Raw genomic sequence first — 16,431 nt, forward strand, 5'->3', positions numbered from 1 at the left:
GTCCCAGGAATAGATCCCGGTAAGCTTTCTCCCAACTGAGCGGCGAGAGTTCGTCGGGAATGCTCCGACACTATGCCAGCCGTGCCAGTGCCGACTTCGCGTCCCGCGATCCAGGGAGATACCGATAGGTTTCGCAGCGGCAGAAACAACCCAGTTTTCTTCATCTTGAAGGGTGATACCCAGAACTTTGACCCCTGGGCCGGCTGACCATCTCAATTGCGTTGGCATCCCCGTAGATAGCAAGCGCGGCGCTAACACTCTGTTGACCACAGAAATTGAGGATGAACCCTCCAAAGTGACTTCTGGCAGACCGCGATCGGCCGCCCCCAGGCGATGGAAATCAATACCGCGAAGATCTCATTTCTTGATTGGCAACGGCAGATATTTGAGCATCAAAGGCAAAAGGGACTCGAGAATCACGTCCGTATTTCCGCCCCCGCGCGCAGGATTGTTAAGTTCTCCGCCAAATGCGAGATGGCAGTAGCCGTGCACCATCGACCATACGGCGACCAGTAATCCCTGGCCGTCAGGGCCTAGCGGCCGATCTGCTGGGGTGCCGGTGGCGGCGCGGATCGCGTTTTCGAGTATGCAATAGGCCTCCTGGGAAACGCGCACGAATTCGGCATTGGTGTGGTCGTGCTTATCGACGCGGAACATGAGCTGAAAACGTGCCGGAAATTTGAGTGCAAACTGCACATAAGCAATCCCTTGTTCGTTGAGCCGCCGCATCGGATCCTGACCACCTCGCTTGTCAGCGGCCGCCAATGCCTCTCCGAAGTCACGGAAGCCAAGCAGCGCCACTTCCGTGAGCAGTCCCTTGGCGTCCTTGAAATGGTGTGATGGGGCGGCGGGCGAAACGCCGACGCGGCGCGCCGCCTCACGCAGAGTGAAGCCGTCAACGCCGCGTTCCACAATAACTTGCTCCGCCGCGGCGATAAGCTGACGTCGCAGGTCACCGTGATGATAGGTCTTCCTGACCGACTTGGCCGCCTGCTGTCGGTCGGGCTTGATCTTGACACTGTTCAAATCATGTCCTATCGTAATTAAACACCGTTAAGATCATAGCGAGCAAGTTCATGGTTGGGAAGTATTTCGCGCCATCGTTTCGCGCAATCATGATATTACTGGCCACAGGCGTCGCGCTTTATTCGCTTCGCTACTACGGCGTGCTGGTTGATCGTTGGCTTGATGTTGATCCAAAAATCCGCACCGTCATTGCACACGTGCCCATCCAGGCGCTGATGCATATGCTGATCGCGCCCATAGCCCTCCTTCTCGGCCCCTTCCAGTTCATTCCGGGGCTGCGCGCAAAATATCCGCAAGCACATCGCTGGTCGGGTCGTGTCTATGTCACAGCTTGCGTGGTTGCAGGAACCGGAGGATTGGCTGCCTCGCCATATGCGTCCGGCGGCCCGGTCGCGGGGCTTGGCTTCGGCATTCTAGCGGTACTCTGGCTCGGTACAACGCTCGGCGCATGGCGTGCCGCAGTGCAACGCCAATACGCGCTGCATCGCCTGTTGATGCGGTTCAGCTACGCGATGACGTTTGGCGCGGTGACGTTGCGGCTGCAAATTCCCCTCGGGTTCGCTCTGGGATACCCCACTTACTCGGCAATGTCGGTATGGCTTGCTTACACCTCCTGGATTCCGAACGTGATTGTCGTGGCCCTCTATTCGATAGCGGAAGCATTGCGTCGCCCCATGGCGCCCGCGACGGTAGATGGCGAGATGACGGCATTGTGATTATCTGGCGTGCACGGCACCAAACGGTTCACCTAGTCTATGCGGAGCGTATTTGTAGCTCGTTGTTCGAAATTATAGGCCTGCGTCGTACCGAACGATTTGCCCCGGATTGCTGCGCGACTTACTCGAGATAGAATTATCCGTGGTCGCCGCTCGCAATATTGACATGCGAATCTACCGTGGAGCACGGGGATCCAGGCAACGCTTCCAGTTTCCAGAATTTCTCTGGTCTGAAATAGGTCTGTGCCACGATTTGTACATTTTGGGTCGTAACGTTCTCATGGCCACTACGAACCGTGCGTAGAAAATCGAGGTATTGGACATCGGCCTGAATCGCGGAAAGCCGTAATAGCCAGTAATCTGTTCATTTGCGTCGCGATTTCACCCAGTTTTGCATTTCGCGGTAACCCCGCTCAGTTATAGATGTCGCCAATTCGTCAATGGCATCTCCGCGACTGAATGGATTAACGTCAGATGGAAATATGGGTCAGAGTGTTGCGGAAAGCAACACCGCGCCAGCTAGGCGTGCGGCAGGCTGGCGCCCTGTATTCCGATACGGTAGGCCGTCGGTGTCTGGCCGCTGATCTCTAGAAATGCGGCGTTAAATGCCGATAGCGACGCGTAGCCGACGGTGTACGCCGCCTGAGTGATAGTGGTATTGTTCGTTCCGAGAAGTTCCATGGCCCGAATGATGCGTAGCCGGCGCAGTGCCTGCCGCCAGGTCATGCCCATTTCGTCGGAGAAATGCCGGGCAAGTGATCGCTCGGTCAAGGCCACGTCGCGCGCGATCGAGGCAAAGTCCGGCGCTTCGGCCATCTGCTGCTCGGTCAGTCGCATGGCTGCGGCAACGCCGCTCGAGCGCGGTAGCGGCATGGCGGCATTAGACGGTGTGGCGGCGAGTTGGCTGGCGACTGCGGCTAAGGTCGCGAAGAGTTGCCGAGCATAGGGATCGAGCGGCTTATTGACATCAGTCCAACTGCGGCAGGCGAGGATCAGCTCGCGCGCGAGCGGGCTCATGTTGATTACAGTGAGCGCCTCGGCCGGGGCGGGAATGAAGGTTCGATCGAAGAGCACAGAACAGGCCATCACGGCCTGTGGCAAGGTCACATGAATACTCCTCCCAGCGGCAATGATGGCCGCCCGCGATGGGGGCAATGACCAGACTTTGCCCTCCGCCTCGAGGCGCATTGTACCCGCCGTGCAGTAAAGCAAGTAATGCCGGCCGAAACGGAATTCAGCCCTGTCGGTCGGTGGAAACAGCCGAGCAACGCTGTAGGCTTCGGCTGTTTGACCCATCAGCATGTACCTCAGGCGATCGTCTCAAGAACTTCTGATATCATCCGTCGGCTAACAGGCGGTGCCTTCATCAGTGGGCGCAGCACGAGACCGAGCTGCTTAAATATCTCCGACGCAGTATAGGCCCGGAAATGCTCAACATCCCGCCACTCGTGCCAAATGCGAACCGCCTTTTCATTGACGGGATCGACATAGGGACTGAACGCGAGGTTTCCCTCCATGGCACGGATGGCCTCACTGTCTTGAAGCAACCGCGCCACGACCGCGTCACGGTTTTCGGGAGCGACAATAAAGTCGACGATCGCGATAAGCATTTGAGTATCTCCTTGCCTTTAACTCTCCGAAGGTTAGCCCAACATTGTAATTATTGGCTGCCGCGCATCGGTCAAATATGCGCTTCTAACTGACAGAAGCAATTCATGTCTGATCGGGACGCCACAAGCTAAGACAATACATTACCTTGGATCGGCAGGTCCTGAAGACTGCGGTAGGACCAGCCGCGCCGACTTCTGGTTTGATGTCGGCACTCTGGGCATATGCCAGACGCTGGCCCGCAAGCAGACACAACCCATTTGCCTTCATCGCTCGATACGACGCTCTGCACATTAATGCCCGGACCGGGCGACCATTTCGTTCGCATGCCTGCCCATATCGGCGTCATTACTAACGGTCTGTTAACCACGCAATGTGAGGAAGACCGGAAATAAATGGAAAGCGACGCATGTTCCTGCGAGTTCGGCAAGCGGAATGTCCGCGCAAGCTGCGGCATCGCGGTTTGGGATAGGGATTTTGGCGGCAATTCCCCGGATTGGGTCTCAGCGAAGACAAATCGGTGTCGATTGGCCGTAGTCTGGCTTTGCAACTCGAGCTGAGTGTTCAAAAATGACCACACGCGTATTGGAGTCGGAGCGAATCCGCCTCCTAAGACAGGTCGACTTCGCGGCAACCATGACCTCGATCAAAATGGACGCGCCTAGCATCCCCAGCGCAACGCGGCGGTTGCAACAGGCGAATCCCACAAGGAAAATTCCTCGTCACTAAGGAAAGCGAGCGTGACGGAAAGGCCCTGCATGTCAAGCGACGTGGCATAAGTGCCAACAAGCGAGCGCTCGATCCGCAGGCCGTGGTTGACCATGAACTGGTGGGCAGTGTTGTAGGCGAGATAGAGTTCGGCTGGTGGCGTGCCGCCAAGTCCGTTGACGAAAAGCAGCGTCTTGCCGGCGGCTCGGGCGATGTCATTGTAGACCGTTTCACTCAGATGCCTGACGATCGTGTCGGCGTTGGAGAAGGGCTCCCTCGAGTGGCCCGGCTCGCCGTGAATGCCGACGCCCATTTCCATTTCGCCTGGTCCGAGCGCGAAAGTTGTGCGCTGCGTGTGCGGGACCGCCACGCCAGTAAGGGCAACGCCCATCGATCGGATGCGTGGAGCAAGATTATCGCCGAGCGCTTTCAGTTCGGCGAGCGTCATGCCTCGTTCGGCCGCGGCGCCAAGAAGCTTCTCTACGATCACAGTACCGGCGATACCACGGCGGCCGCGCCCGTCGCCTGTCCTTGCCGTTTCGATGTCGTCGCCGACGATCACCGTTTCAATTTTGTGGCGGCCGGATGCCATCTCTGCCGCCATTTCGAAATTCATGACGTCGCCGTCATAGTTTTTCACCACCAGCACGCATCCGGCTCCGGTGTCCGCTTCCTCGATGGCGCTTGCGATCTGGCTCGGCGTGGGAGACGTGAAAATATGTCCGACGCAAGCCGCATCGAGCATGCCGCGGCCGACGAAGCCTATGTGCATTGGCTCATGGCCCGCGCCGCCGCCGGATATGATCGCAACCTTGCCCGGAACCATGTGGCGACGGCGGATAATTTTGCGGTCGACGCCGAACACAACGAACTCCTCATGGGCGCGCACAAAGCCTTCGACGCTTTCGGCGACCATGGTTTCTGCCGTGTTGATGAACTTCTTCATCAAGCCCCTCCCAAGGCGATAATCGTCTCAGTCTTGTCGCACCAGAGCGGATCAGCTTTTCACGGAACGCTGATCCGCTCTATCTTTTTTGTATTTTCGCAATCCCGGACGGAAAACCGCCTAGCACTTTTCCTGGAATTGCTCCAAGCGCAACGCCGTTCACTCCGGTGGTCCGGAAATTGCGGCAATCTTCTGCACCAGATCGGCGATTGCTTCCTCCAGCAGCCGGTTGCGCCGCTCGTCGCCGAAATCAGGGACCATGAGTGAAAGATGCCGCAGTTTTTCCGAGGCGCCAAGCTCAGGCAGTTTACCGGGATGCGCATTTTGGTAGGCCTCCAGAAAACGCTCCTGTTCGGCGGCGCTGACATGACAGACCCGGAAGATCGTCGCAAGATGCCGCGCAGGAAGAGGCGTCGCATAGGTCGGGCTTGTTATCTGGGTGACGAAGCTACGATGCTTACCCAGTTCCGTAGCCAGCCGCTGACGGGTTCCGGAAGGTCGGTTGTCGATGATCTGCGCCAGAATTGACTTGTAGGCGATAATGGCGTCTTCGGTTTCTTCGCGCGCCATCTTATTCTCCGGCTGCCTTTGTCCCGTCGGCATTCAAACCGACGATGGCCGATCTTATCGCGGGAAGTTGAGCCGGCGCCATGGAAAAATGCCGGATGCCGGCGGCGAGCAGCTCAGCTGTCAGGTGCGGATCGCCGGCCATGTCGCCGCAGATGCTGAGCGGTTTGCTGCCGGCAAGTTTCACGGCATAAGCGAGCAGGCGCAGCACAGCCTGCGCGGTCTTCTCGCGGTGCGCGGCGAAATCGGCATCTTCGCGAGTCGAGGCGGCGAGATACTGCGCAAGATCGTTGGTGCCGAATGAAAAAAAGTCCGCGCCTTCGAATTGCTCGAGCATCAGCGCGGCGGCCGGCACTTCCACCATCATGCCAATCGAAGGCAGGCGGTGCGGCACGCCCCGGCGCGCAAGCTCGGCCGCCTCTTCTCGAAAGATCTGCCGCATATCATCGACTTCCGACGGAAAAGTCACCATCGGCAGCATGACGCGCAGATTGCCGAAGATGGCTGCACGCAACAACGCACGTACTTGAACGCGCGCAATCTCAGGCCGGGCAAGAAGAAGGCGGATGCCGCGCAATTCGGACGAAGTCGTGAGGCCGGAAAGCGGCTTGTCGCCACCGACATCAAGCATGCGGATCGTCACCGATCTGCCGTCCGCCCAGTCAAGGACGCGGCGGTAGATGGCGAGTTGCTTTTCTTCGTTTGCGGCATCCGAGAGTGACATTACTGCGAATTCGGAGCGCATCAATCCGATGCCAGCCGCCGTCGCTGCCGCGATCCCGTCGAGTTCGTCGGGGGCGTTGAGGTTGATAGACAACAGAATTTGCGCGCCATCTGCTGTCTGCAGCATCCCGTTGTCTTCAGCCGGCACTGTGCTTGATGCTGTAAGCTCGGGTTGGATTGGCGCTGCGCCCTCCTTGTCCATCTGAAGGACGATCACGCCCGCATCGCCATCAACGCGTATATGTTGGCCGCCAGCGGTGACGAAACGTCCCGCGCCGATAACCATTGGGACCGACCGCGATCTGGCAAGAAGGGCGACATGGCCCGCGGCACTGCCGGCGTAGAGCGCGATGCCGCCGCCTGCAGACCAGTCATGTGCGAGGAAACGGCTGGGCTCCATGTCCTTGCCGACATAGATAGATCCGGCTGGAAAGTCCTTTACCGGCGTACCCGTCAGCGCCGCCAGCACGCGATTTTTGATGTCCAGAATATCGACGGCGCGTGCCTGCATCTGTTCTTCTTCAGCACTCTCCAGTTCACGGATGTGCCCGTCAAGTGTCCCGACCCACGCGAATACGACATTCTCGCCCGCATCGATACGTGCGGCTGCCATTTCGGCGATCGTCGGATCACGAAGCACTTCGAGCTGAAAATCGATGATGTCGCCGCCTTCTGCGTCCGTGCCCGTGGCAAGGTTCTGAAGCTGGTCGATAGCGGTTTCGATGGCCATTGCCAGCTCTGCGTGCCCCGAAACGGCCGATTGTGACGGGGCAGCGGCGGTCGGCAGTTCCCCGATATAGGCCGGCCCGGATGCGACCCCCGGAGAGGCGCTCGTAGCTTTCAATCTAAGCGGTGCGGCCATGTTTCTTTTCTTCATCGAAGTTGCGCTCGATGAGGTCCTTCAGTGCCCGGATTGCCTCTTCTGCTAGGATTCCGTCGGCGCGGATTTTCAGCATGGATCCCTTGCGGATCCTGGCACCCATGATCTTGATGATACTCTTGCCATTCAGCCAGACGTCGCTGCCATTGACCGCGACTTCGATCGAGCAGGGAAACGACTTTGCCAGCCGCGTGAACGTCACCGAGGGGCGGGCGTGTAAGCCTACCCCGTGCTTCACTTCGACCTCCGTCTGGCAACTGGCATGCACGTGTTCGGCCTCCCGGTTTCCTATGCGCAATCCGCTGCTCATCAGGGTGACAATTCCTCTGCTGTCGCCACAACCTTTGCCAGCGACGCCCCGCCGGAGGCCTCGGCAGCCGCGATGACCGCCCCTTCCACCACTGGAGCATTGCAGATCGAGATGAGCTTTGCGCGCGGCAAACCAAGCATTTCGATGGCCATCTCGCTGTTGGTTTCGGCCCCGCCAAGGTCGACGAACACGGCGACTCCTGCCTCTGACCAGGCCGCCTCTATGGCCGTTAGGATACCGCCCGCGTCCGTGCCGAGCTCTCCGTGACTATTGCCGCCCGACCAGGCGAGCGGCACGCTGTCGCCCACCATCTGCCGCACCATGTCGGCCGTGCCTCGCGCGACCAGCGGCGAGTGGGAGACGATCACAATCCCGACGTTTGGGGCTTTCACACTCATGCCGGGCGATGCTCCTCAAGGTAACGGCAGATAGCAATTGTCAGAAGAGCGCAGCTCGATGCGCCTGGATCAACGTGGCCGATCGAACGCTCTCCAAGATAGGCTGCCCGGCCGCGCATGGCCTTCATGGCGGCGGTACATCCAGCGGAAAGCTCCGCCCGACGCCCGATATCTGTCAATGGCGAGCGGTGCGCAAGTGCGTCTTGCACAGGGTACAGCACGTCGAGCAGGGTCTTGTCTCCAGGGTGCGAACGCCCGCGACGCGCAACGGCATCAATGGCCTGCTTTAACGCCGAGGAAAAGTCCTGTCCTTGATCCGATTTGCGAAGCTCGCGTCCCATTTCCATTAGCAGCGTTCCGTAGAGCGGGCCGGCCGCTCCGCCTATGCTCATCACCAGCGTCAGGCCCATCCTTTCCAGCGCGTCAGGCAGGGGAAGGCTTGAAACCGCGGCCTCTTCGGCGCTAACCGCCTCACAGCCGCGCCGCATATTGGTTCCATGATCGCCGTCACCGATTGCGCGATCCAGTGCGCAGAGATGATCGCTGTTTGCCGCAATCGTCGCACGGCAAACTTCAATCAATCCCGCAAGAAGAACTGGTTCCGCGTGCACCTCTTACCCTCCCAGCAGCAGCGCCAGCTATGTCAGCGACGCTACAACTTTAAATACGTTTGCGACAGCCACAGCACCCGGATCCGGTACTCCCTCCAGATCCTTCTCTCCAACGTAAGAAGCGCGGCCGGCCTTTGCCTTTCGCATTGCCTTCGTCGACTCGGCGCCGGCTGCCGCAGCCCTTGCCGCTGCCGCGACATCACCTGACGTCAAGGCAGAGAGCGCTGGCGCCAGTGCGTCGACCATCGTGCGGTCGCCGACGCCAGCCCCTCCATAAAACGTCATCCGATCGAGCCCCGCAAGCAGAGCGATAGCTAAATCAGCCTTCTCCGCCATGGCCTTGGACGCGGCCGTAAAGAAGATTGAGAGCAGCACGCCGCTCGAGCCGCCCATGCTCGTACTCAGGATCTCACCGATCGAGGCCATGGTGGCAGCAGGATCCTTCAGCGGCAGCGTGTCGATGCGGGAAAGAATACTGCGCGCTCCTGTCGCCACGGTGGAACCCGTGTCACCGTCGCCGACGCGGCTATCCAGGCGATTCAGCTCGGCCTCGAGGGAAATCAGATGCTCGCAAAGCGCTGTCAATAAGCGACGATTCCGATCGTCGTCGCTGGCCGACCTCGCTGCATGCCGCGCGGATACTCGCGGTGCAGGAACAATGGCGATCTCGTGCCGTTCGGTGGCCGGCGGCCAGGCATGCGGCTGGACCGCAGCCTTCAGTGCGGCTTCGCGAGCGGCATCCAGCCGGATCAGTGAAAGTGAGAAGCCGTTCATGTTGAGCGCGGTCATCATCGGTCCCGGCCCGACGATCAGTTGAACACGGCCGGAAAGAGGTGAGGACAGCACGGCATTGGCGATAACGCCCATCTCGAGCGGTGGCACCGCGCCAAGGTTGTTGATCAGAAGCGCATAGTCTTCTGCCTCCTCAATCTTGGCGGCCAACCGGTTCATCATGGTGGCCACCAGATCGGCAACGGGCTGCAGCACAATGCGTTCCACCCCTGGCTCGCCGTGGATGCCAAGGCCGAGTTCGCCTTCGTCGGCGCCAAGCCGATCTTCATGCGCCTGGCCGGGCAGGCTGCAGGTCGAAAGCGACATGCCGAGCGAAACGATGTCGTGTGCGGCGGCCGCCGCCTGGGCTGCGACCGTCTCCAGGTCGGCGCCGGCTTCGGCGTGATAGCCGGCGATCTTGTGCACGAACAGCGTACCGGCAACGCCACGCGGCTGGTTGATGCCAGGGATTGCGATGTCGTCGGCGACAATCACCATCTCGACATCGAATCCTTCGGCACGCGCTTTCTCGGCGGCAAGGCCGAAGTTCAGACGGTCACCCGTATAGTTTTTTACGACCAGGAGAGCGCCCTTGGGGCCGGTTACGGCACGAATGGCTGTCAGCACCGCATCGACGCTGGGCGAGGCGAAGATCTCGCCGGATACGGCCGCGGTGAGCATGCCCTTGCCGACGAAACCGGCATGCGATGGCTCGTGACCGGCCCCGCCGCCGGAGATGATTGCAACCTTCGACTTATCCCAGTCCGCGCGCAGGATCACCTTGATCTCGGGAAAGGTATCCAGACGGGCAAGTCGACCGGTGCTGCTTGTCAGGAGCAGGCCGTCCAGAGCTTCGGTAACGATGGTTTCCCGGCGATTGAAGAAATGTTTCATGGAGTGAGACCCGTCTTTTCGTGCTGGTGCGTTTGTTCGTTCCGTCGCTTATCCGAGGCGCTGGCCGCTGGCGTCGAAATAGAGCGGATCGCGCAGCGTCAGGCTTATTCGATCACCTGGCCTGATCGCGAGATATGGATCGGCAAGCGTGACGAGCTTGTGATCACGCACCTGGATGTGCAGGTGGTTCTGGTCTCCCAGGTGTTCGATCCAGTCGATTTGGGCATTGGCGTTCGGGTCGATGATGATATCGAGATGCTCTGTTCGCGCGCCGATCGTCTTGGTCCCGGGGGGCGGATTGGCGCCAGGAAGAAGATCGGTGGGCAATAGGTTGATGTGCGGCTGGCCAAGACGGGCAGCGACATGAAGACTGGCAGGATTGCCATAGATTTCGCGGGGTGTTCCGACCTGCAACAGCCTTCCGCCGGCAACAATGCCGATCCGATCCGCCATCGTCATGGCTTCGACCTGGTCGTGGGTTACATAGAGCAACGTCGAGCCGAGCTCCTTCTGGATCCGCTTGAGTTCCAGGCGAAGTTCCGCACGTAGCTTTGCATCGAGCGACGAGAGTGGCTCGTCCATGAGATAGATGGCGGGACGGCGCACCAGCGCCCGCCCAATTGCAACGCGCTGCATCTCGCCACCCGACAGTCGTGTCGAACGGTTCTCCAGCTTATGGTCGATCCTGACCATGCGCGCAATTTCCCGCACGCGCCGGTCGATTTCCTCGCTGCTGAGCTTGCGCACTGGCGCTCGTAGCGGGAAGGCGAGGTTGTCGTAGACCGTCATATGCGGATAGAGCGAATATTGCTGGAAGACGAATGCGACGTCCCTGTCGGCTGGAGCTTCGCCTGCGACGTTGCGGCCGCCTATCTCGATGCGGCCGCTGTCGGGGCGCTCCAGGCCGGCAATGAGGCGCAGTGTCGTTGTTTTCCCGGCGCCCGTTGGCCCAAGCAGGACGACGAACTCACCGTCACGGATCGAAAGGTCCAAATCAGCGAGAGCCTGTGTATCGCCAAAACGCTTGTTGAGGCCCTTGAGAGCGACGTCAGCCATGCTGTGTCTCCGAATAAAGTGCCGAAGCAATGGCCCGGCCCGACTTGCAATCGAACAGCGCGAGCTTGGCCGGGTTGAACTCAAGACCAACCGTCTCGCCGATACGAAAGTTGCGATTTGCCGGGACCCGGGCCTTGATGACGCCGCTCGACGTCTCGATTGCCACAACCTGATTGGTCCCGAGATATTCGCTGCCGTAGACCGCTCCACGCAAAGGAGAGGCGTCGCTGAAGCGAATATGTTCGGGCCTGACACCAAGCGCCAGTTCGGCTTCCGCCAAGTCCTGCTGCACCTCGGGAATGCTGACATCGACACCTTGAAGCGATATCGACCGTGCTCCCGTCTGAAGGCCCGAGGTGAAGCGCATGAAATTCATCGGCGGCGAACCAATGAAATCCGCGACATACATGGTGGCTGGCTTGCTGTAGATTTCCTGCGGCGTGCCGAATTGTTCAATGACACCATGGTTCATGACCGCGATCTTGTCGGCCATCGCCATGGCCTCGTGCTGATCATGCGTCACGTAAACCGTCGTCGCATGGATGCGGTTGTGCAGTTCGCGCAGTTCGTGGACCATGACTTCGCGGAATTCAGCGTCGAGCGTGCCGAGGGGTTCGTCCATCAGGAAGCACTTCGGACGGCGCACGATCGCCCGGCCGAGAGCCACGCGCTGGCGGTCGCCGCCGGCAAGTCCGGAGACGGATCGGTCGAGGATATGATCGATCTGCAGCAGCCGCGCAGTTTCCTCGACACGCTGGCGGATTTCCGTCTTCGGCATGCCTTGGGAGAGCAGGGGAAAGCCGATGTTCTTGCGCACGTTCATATGTGGATAGAGCGCAAAAAGCTGGAACACGAAAGCTATGTCCCGGGCACTGGCGCGATTGAAGGTGACGTCTTCGCCGTCAAGATGGATCTTGCCGCTGGTCGGAAGTTCAAGTCCGGCAATCATGCGAAGCGTCGTCGTCTTGCCGCAGCCAGACGGGCCGAGCAGTGCCAGGAACTCGCCGTCATGGATGACGAAGCTAGAATCCTGCACCGCGACGAAGCTGCCGAATTGCTTGCGGAGATTTTCGATTCTGATGTCCGCCATGGCTCACTCCGGGAACTTCGAGACGATGATGAACATGGCCGTGCCCGCGAGCAGCGTTACCAGCGAATAGGTATAGAGAACCAGCAGGAACGGCTGGAAGAGCATGAGAAATCCGATCGCAATCAGTGTGGTTGCGATGTTCTCCATCGGACCGCGGCGCAGGAAAAAGGGACGCTTCGGGCGGGAGGGGCGCAGTGTTTCGATGAGATGCGTCATTTGCGGATCGCTCCGAAGGTAATGCCACGCAAGAGCTGCTTGCGCAGGAGAATAGTGAAGACGAGGATCGGGATGAGGAAGATCGTCGTTCCCGCAGCGACCGCCGGCCAGTCCTGACCGCCCTCGCCGATGATGGTCGGAATGAAGGGTGGCGCCGTCTGTGCTTCGCCCGATGTCAGCAGGGCCGCGAAGGCATACTCGTTCCAGGCGAAAATCAGGCAGAAGATCGCGGTGGCGGCGATGCCCGTGGTTGCCTGCGGCAGGACAACCTTCCAGAAAGCCTGCAGCCGGGTATAACCGTCGATCATAGCGGCTTCCTCGTATTCCCGCGGGATCTCGTCGATGAAGCCCTTGAGCAGCCAGACTGCAAGCGAGACGTTGACAGCCGTATAAAGCAGAATCATACCCAGCGCCGTATCGGAAAGGCCAAGCTCGCGGTACATGAGATAGATCGGGATGGCGACGGCGATGGGCGGCATCATACGCGTCGAGAGTATGAAGAAGAGCAAGTCGTCGGCAAGCGGCACCCTGAAGCGGGAGAAGCCGTAGGCGGCGAGCGTTCCCAGAAAGACCGCGAGGAACGTCGAGCCGAAGGCGATCACTAGAGAATTGACGAAACGCGGCAGGAAGTTGGAGGGGCCTGCAATCACCATGTTTCGCTTGCGGGTCACCTCATCGCAGGTGCCGGTCGGTACGGGCAGGGAGGCGATGTATTCCGGCGTCTGGCGCGTCCTGGTCGTCAGAAGGTTGCAATAGCCTTCCAGCGTCGGTGTAAAAACGATCTTGGGAGGATAGCTGATGGAATCCGGCGGTGACTTGATGCTGGTCAGGAAAATCCAGACGAGCGGGACCAGGGTAATCAAGGTGTAGAGGATCACGATGGCGCCCGCGACGCGTTTGCTAGTTGGGCTCGGCTCTACGACCGAATGGGCTGACGTGACGGAGCTCATCGTTGCTTCACCCTGTTGAGTGCTTTGACGTAGATGTTGGCGAGGCCGAACACGGCCACGAAGAGGACAATGGCAAAGGCAGAGGCCCGACCTGTTGCCCAGCTCTCGAAGGCAGCACGCTTTAGCGTGATGGAGGCGACTTCGGTGGTCGAGCCCGGACCACCGCCGGTCAACAGCGTGACCATGTCAAACATCTTGAAGTTCTCGATGCCGCGAAACAACACCGCGAGCATGATGAAGGGCAGGGCCATTGGCACGGTGATCGACCAGAACTGACGCCATGCAGAGGCACGATCGACCTCGGCAGCCTCGTAAATGTAGTCCGGAATAGAGCGCAGACCTGCAAGGCATATCAGCATCACATAGGGGGTCCACATCCAGGTATCGACGATGATGATCGCCCAAGGTGCCAGAGAGACGCTGCCGAGCATCTGGATGTTGGCTGTCGGGATGCCGGTGACGAGAGAGACGGCGTAGGCGAAGAGGCCGATCTGTGGCTCGTAGAGGAAGCGCCAGAAGTTGCCGACGACGGCCGGAGACAGCATCATTGGGATCAGGATCAGCGTCGTCCAGAACGCGTGGCCGCGAAACTTGCGGTCGATGAGATAGGCGAGCGTGAAGCCAATCACCGTCTGCAGCAGGATCGTCCAGAAGACGAAGTGCGCCGTCGTCTGCATCGCCTGCCAGATGTCGGGGTCGGTCAGGACACGCTCGTAATTGTTCAATCCGACGTTCTGGACCGGCGCATTTGGACGATTGGCGCGATAGTTCGTAAACGAGAGATAGATAGCCCAGATGAGCGGGAAGATGTTGATGGCGAGAAGAAGGATGATGGTGGGGGTGATGAACACCCAGGCGATCGCTCGATCGGACAGGCCGCGGACGCGGCGAGCGACCGATGTTGGCGTCGCCCTTGCGGTCGCGTCTGCTGCATTCTCGACCACGGATGAAGAGGAAATGTTCAAGATGTCACCTGGTCTTTGCGTATGTGAGACATCTGGCGGCCCGGCAGTCTTGGCGATCCGGGCCGCCATTCTGGCAAGAATGTTGCGCGTCGAGGTGGACACTAGATCTTGCCGTCGTCCTTAAAGACTTCCGACCAGTCCTTGACCAGTCCATCAAGCGCTTCCTGAGCGGTGCCGTTGCCGGCCACAACATAGTTATGAACACGCTTCTGCATATCCTGGAGGAGGGTTGCGTAGCTTGGCTCGGCCCAGAAATCCTTGACGATTGCCATGGAGTCCAGGAACGCCTGAGCATAGGGCTGGCTGGCGGCAAAGTCCGGCGCGTTCACGACCGATTTCAGGCAGGAGTAGCCGCCAAGTTTCCACCATTTGGCCTGGACTTCAGGCTGGGCGAACCACTTGATGTACTGCAGAGCGGCGTCCCTCTTGCCGGAATAGGAGACGACGGAGATACCCTGTCCGCCAAGCTGAGCGAAATGCTTCTTTTCAGCAGGGTTAGGGAAGAAGCCGATCTTGTCGCCGCCGACCTTCTCGTCCTTGTAGAGGCCCGGCCAGGTGAAGGCGAAGTTCATCTGCATTGCCACTTGGCCGGATTTGAAGGCATCGGCGGCCTCAACCATGTAGACGTTGGAGCTGCCGGGCGGAGTGCAGCAATCATAGAGCGCCTTGTAGAATTCCAGACCTTTCACCGCGTCAGGCGAATTCACGAAGCCTTCCATTTGATAGGGCTTGTCCGGGTTGTCGTACTGGAAACCCCAGTCGTACAGCACGTTCGTCACGCCCATGGTGATGCCCTCGGAGCCGCGTTCGGTGTAGATCGACGCCCCATAGACGGTTTTGCCGTCGATTTGGCGCTTCTGGAAGAATTCGGCAATCTGCTTCAGCTCGTCGTAGGTCTTCGGGGCGGCGAGATCCCGGCCATACTTTTCCTTGAATTCCTTCTTCAGTTCCGGCCGCTCGAACCAGTCCTTGCGGTAAGTCCAGCCGACCACGTCGCCCATGGCAGGCAGCGCCCAGTAGTTCGGCGTATTCTTCGGCCATTCCGAGTAGCCCACCACCGTCGCCGGCACGAAGTCATCCATCTTGATGCCTTCCTTGTCGAAGAAGTCGTTGAGCTTGACGTAGTGACCGTTTTCCGCCGATCCTCCGAGCCACTGGCTGTCACCGATGATCAGGTCGCAGAGCTTTCCGTGGGAGTTCAATTCGTTGAGGAAGCGGTCCGCGTAGCTCGTCCAGGGCACGAACTCGAATTTCATTTCGGTGCCGGTCTTGGCAGTGAAATCTTTTGAGAGTTCGACAAGCGCGTTCGCCGGGTCCCAAGCAGCCCAGCAGAGTGTAAGTTGGTCGGCTTTTGCGAGATTGGGCAGCGCTGACGACATGATGAATGCCGAGGCCAGCCCGACAAGGGCTTTCGATATCGTTTGCATAAGTTCCTCCCAGAACCAAAGGCCGGCTCCCCGCCGACGTGCAAGCTCACCAATTTCAGAGAATGCCTACATGAACTCCTCAATTCTCATGTTTAGCAATATGTTTAGTGATAGACATTTTTATAAACATTGCAAGTGGCAATCGTTGTTGCAGTGCACATGTGTACATGACGCACTCCGGCCATCTTCTTCGGCCGGATCCCACTTGTCGTTGCCGGAGGCGCCTCTCTGCCGCTCGGATTGCTTCCGGCCCTACCAGCGCGCGCGCCGAAGCACCATTCCCAGCTCCTGACTTCGCGGCGTTAAGTTTACGATGCCAGAATATCTCCTTTTGCCTCGAACAGCAGAAGCTTGCCAAAGTTGAAATTGGCGCCCGCATCCAGCGCGCGGCCGAAACGCTACATATTTGGGAACTCTTGGAGCGCCGGCCCGGTCAACTCTCGGGCGGGCAGCGCCAGCGCGTCGCTATGGGCCGTGCCATCGTACGCAATCCCAAGGTCTTTCTGTTCGACGAGCCGCTCTCCAACCTCGATGCAAAACTGCGCGTTCAGATGCGCACGGAAATCAAG

Annotated in this window: 17 protein-coding genes and 1 pseudogene; 2 read left to right on the plus strand and 16 right to left on the minus strand. The window is 59.3% G+C overall.

All coding sequences use genetic code 11. The features are described 5' to 3' along the window. Positions 1-357: 357 nt before the first annotated feature. Positions 358-1,026, minus strand: a complete 669-nt coding sequence (locus tag QD409_RS29175; RefSeq protein ID WP_430764367.1) for a TetR/AcrR family transcriptional regulator — start codon at positions 1,024-1,026, stop codon at positions 358-360. 50 nt (positions 1,027-1,076) lie between these two features. Between QD409_RS29175 and QD409_RS29180 the strand changes: the two genes are divergently transcribed. Next, on the plus strand, positions 1,077-1,742 hold the full coding sequence (locus QD409_RS29180; RefSeq protein ID WP_430764368.1) for a DUF2306 domain-containing protein: 666 nt from the start codon (positions 1,077-1,079) through the stop codon (positions 1,740-1,742). Positions 1,743-2,261: 519 nt separating this feature from the next. Here the strand turns inward: QD409_RS29180 and QD409_RS29185 are convergent. The 15 genes from QD409_RS29185 to QD409_RS29255 all read right to left on the minus strand — a co-directional run bounded on the left by QD409_RS29185 (position 2,262) and on the right by QD409_RS29255 (position 15,862). Continuing rightward, complete coding sequence (locus QD409_RS29185; RefSeq protein WP_430764369.1) at positions 2,262-2,849, minus strand: helix-turn-helix transcriptional regulator; 588 nt, start codon at positions 2,847-2,849, stop codon at positions 2,262-2,264. Between the two features lie 200 nt (positions 2,850-3,049). Then, the gene (locus QD409_RS29190) at positions 3,050-3,352 is read right to left on the minus strand and encodes a putative quinol monooxygenase (RefSeq protein ID WP_430764370.1); all 303 of its coding nucleotides are present in this window, start codon (positions 3,350-3,352) and stop codon (positions 3,050-3,052) included. Positions 3,353-4,011: 659 nt separating this feature from the next. Next, positions 4,012-5,004 (minus strand): dihydroxyacetone kinase subunit DhaK, encoded by a 993-nt coding sequence (locus QD409_RS29195; RefSeq protein WP_430764371.1) that lies wholly within the window; start codon positions 5,002-5,004, stop codon positions 4,012-4,014. 159 nt (positions 5,005-5,163) lie between these two features. Continuing rightward, the gene (locus QD409_RS29200) at positions 5,164-5,574 is read right to left on the minus strand and encodes a hypothetical protein (protein ID WP_037198054.1); all 411 of its coding nucleotides are present in this window, start codon (positions 5,572-5,574) and stop codon (positions 5,164-5,166) included. Position 5,575: 1 nt separating this feature from the next. Next, on the minus strand, positions 5,576-7,156 hold the full coding sequence (locus QD409_RS29205) for a putative PEP-binding protein (RefSeq protein WP_430764372.1): 1,581 nt from the start codon (positions 7,154-7,156) through the stop codon (positions 5,576-5,578). Next, complete coding sequence (locus QD409_RS29210) at positions 7,140-7,484, minus strand: HPr family phosphocarrier protein (protein ID WP_430764373.1); 345 nt, start codon at positions 7,482-7,484, stop codon at positions 7,140-7,142. The genes QD409_RS29205 and QD409_RS29210 overlap by 17 nt, the downstream gene beginning before the upstream one ends. Further along, a complete protein-coding gene (gene dhaM, locus QD409_RS29215) occupies positions 7,484-7,882 on the minus strand; it encodes a dihydroxyacetone kinase phosphoryl donor subunit DhaM (RefSeq protein WP_430764374.1) in 399 nt (132 codons plus the stop codon). Before dhaM ends, QD409_RS29210 begins: the two co-directional genes overlap by 1 nt. Continuing rightward, positions 7,879-8,493, minus strand: coding sequence for a dihydroxyacetone kinase subunit DhaL (dhaL, locus tag QD409_RS29220; RefSeq protein WP_430764375.1), 615 nt, complete (start codon positions 8,491-8,493; stop codon positions 7,879-7,881). Before dhaL ends, dhaM begins: the two co-directional genes overlap by 4 nt. A gap of 27 nt (positions 8,494-8,520) precedes the next feature. Then, a complete protein-coding gene (locus tag QD409_RS29225) occupies positions 8,521-10,158 on the minus strand; it encodes a dihydroxyacetone kinase subunit DhaK (protein ID WP_430764376.1) in 1,638 nt (545 codons plus the stop codon). Positions 10,159-10,206: 48 nt separating this feature from the next. Continuing rightward, positions 10,207-11,214, minus strand: coding sequence for an ABC transporter ATP-binding protein (locus tag QD409_RS29230; RefSeq protein ID WP_430764377.1), 1,008 nt, complete (start codon positions 11,212-11,214; stop codon positions 10,207-10,209). Then, positions 11,207-12,304, minus strand: coding sequence for an ABC transporter ATP-binding protein (locus QD409_RS29235; RefSeq protein ID WP_430764378.1), 1,098 nt, complete (start codon positions 12,302-12,304; stop codon positions 11,207-11,209). The genes QD409_RS29230 and QD409_RS29235 overlap by 8 nt, the downstream gene beginning before the upstream one ends. 3 nt (positions 12,305-12,307) lie before the next feature. Next, positions 12,308-12,520, minus strand: coding sequence for a hypothetical protein (locus tag QD409_RS29240; protein WP_430764379.1), 213 nt, complete (start codon positions 12,518-12,520; stop codon positions 12,308-12,310). Then, positions 12,517-13,470 carry a carbohydrate ABC transporter permease gene (locus QD409_RS29245; protein WP_430764380.1) on the minus strand — a complete coding sequence of 318 codons (954 nt, stop codon included), beginning with the start codon at positions 13,468-13,470 and terminating at the stop codon, positions 12,517-12,519. The genes QD409_RS29240 and QD409_RS29245 overlap by 4 nt, the downstream gene beginning before the upstream one ends. Then, entirely contained in the window at positions 13,467-14,435 is a 969-nt protein-coding gene (locus tag QD409_RS29250; protein WP_208858680.1) for a carbohydrate ABC transporter permease, read from the minus strand. The genes QD409_RS29245 and QD409_RS29250 overlap by 4 nt, the downstream gene beginning before the upstream one ends. Before the next feature lie 101 nt (positions 14,436-14,536). Then, complete coding sequence (locus QD409_RS29255; protein WP_092852981.1) at positions 14,537-15,862, minus strand: ABC transporter substrate-binding protein; 1,326 nt, start codon at positions 15,860-15,862, stop codon at positions 14,537-14,539. A gap of 353 nt (positions 15,863-16,215) precedes the next feature. Here QD409_RS29255 and QD409_RS29260 point away from each other — a divergent pair. Further along, positions 16,216-16,431, plus strand: a pseudogene (locus tag QD409_RS29260) (ATP-binding cassette domain-containing protein); the annotation flags it as partial.

This window comes from Rhizobium sp. BR 315 (assembly GCF_050577975.1).
In the GTDB taxonomy this organism is placed as follows: Bacteria; Pseudomonadota; Alphaproteobacteria; order Rhizobiales; family Rhizobiaceae; genus Rhizobium; species Rhizobium miluonense.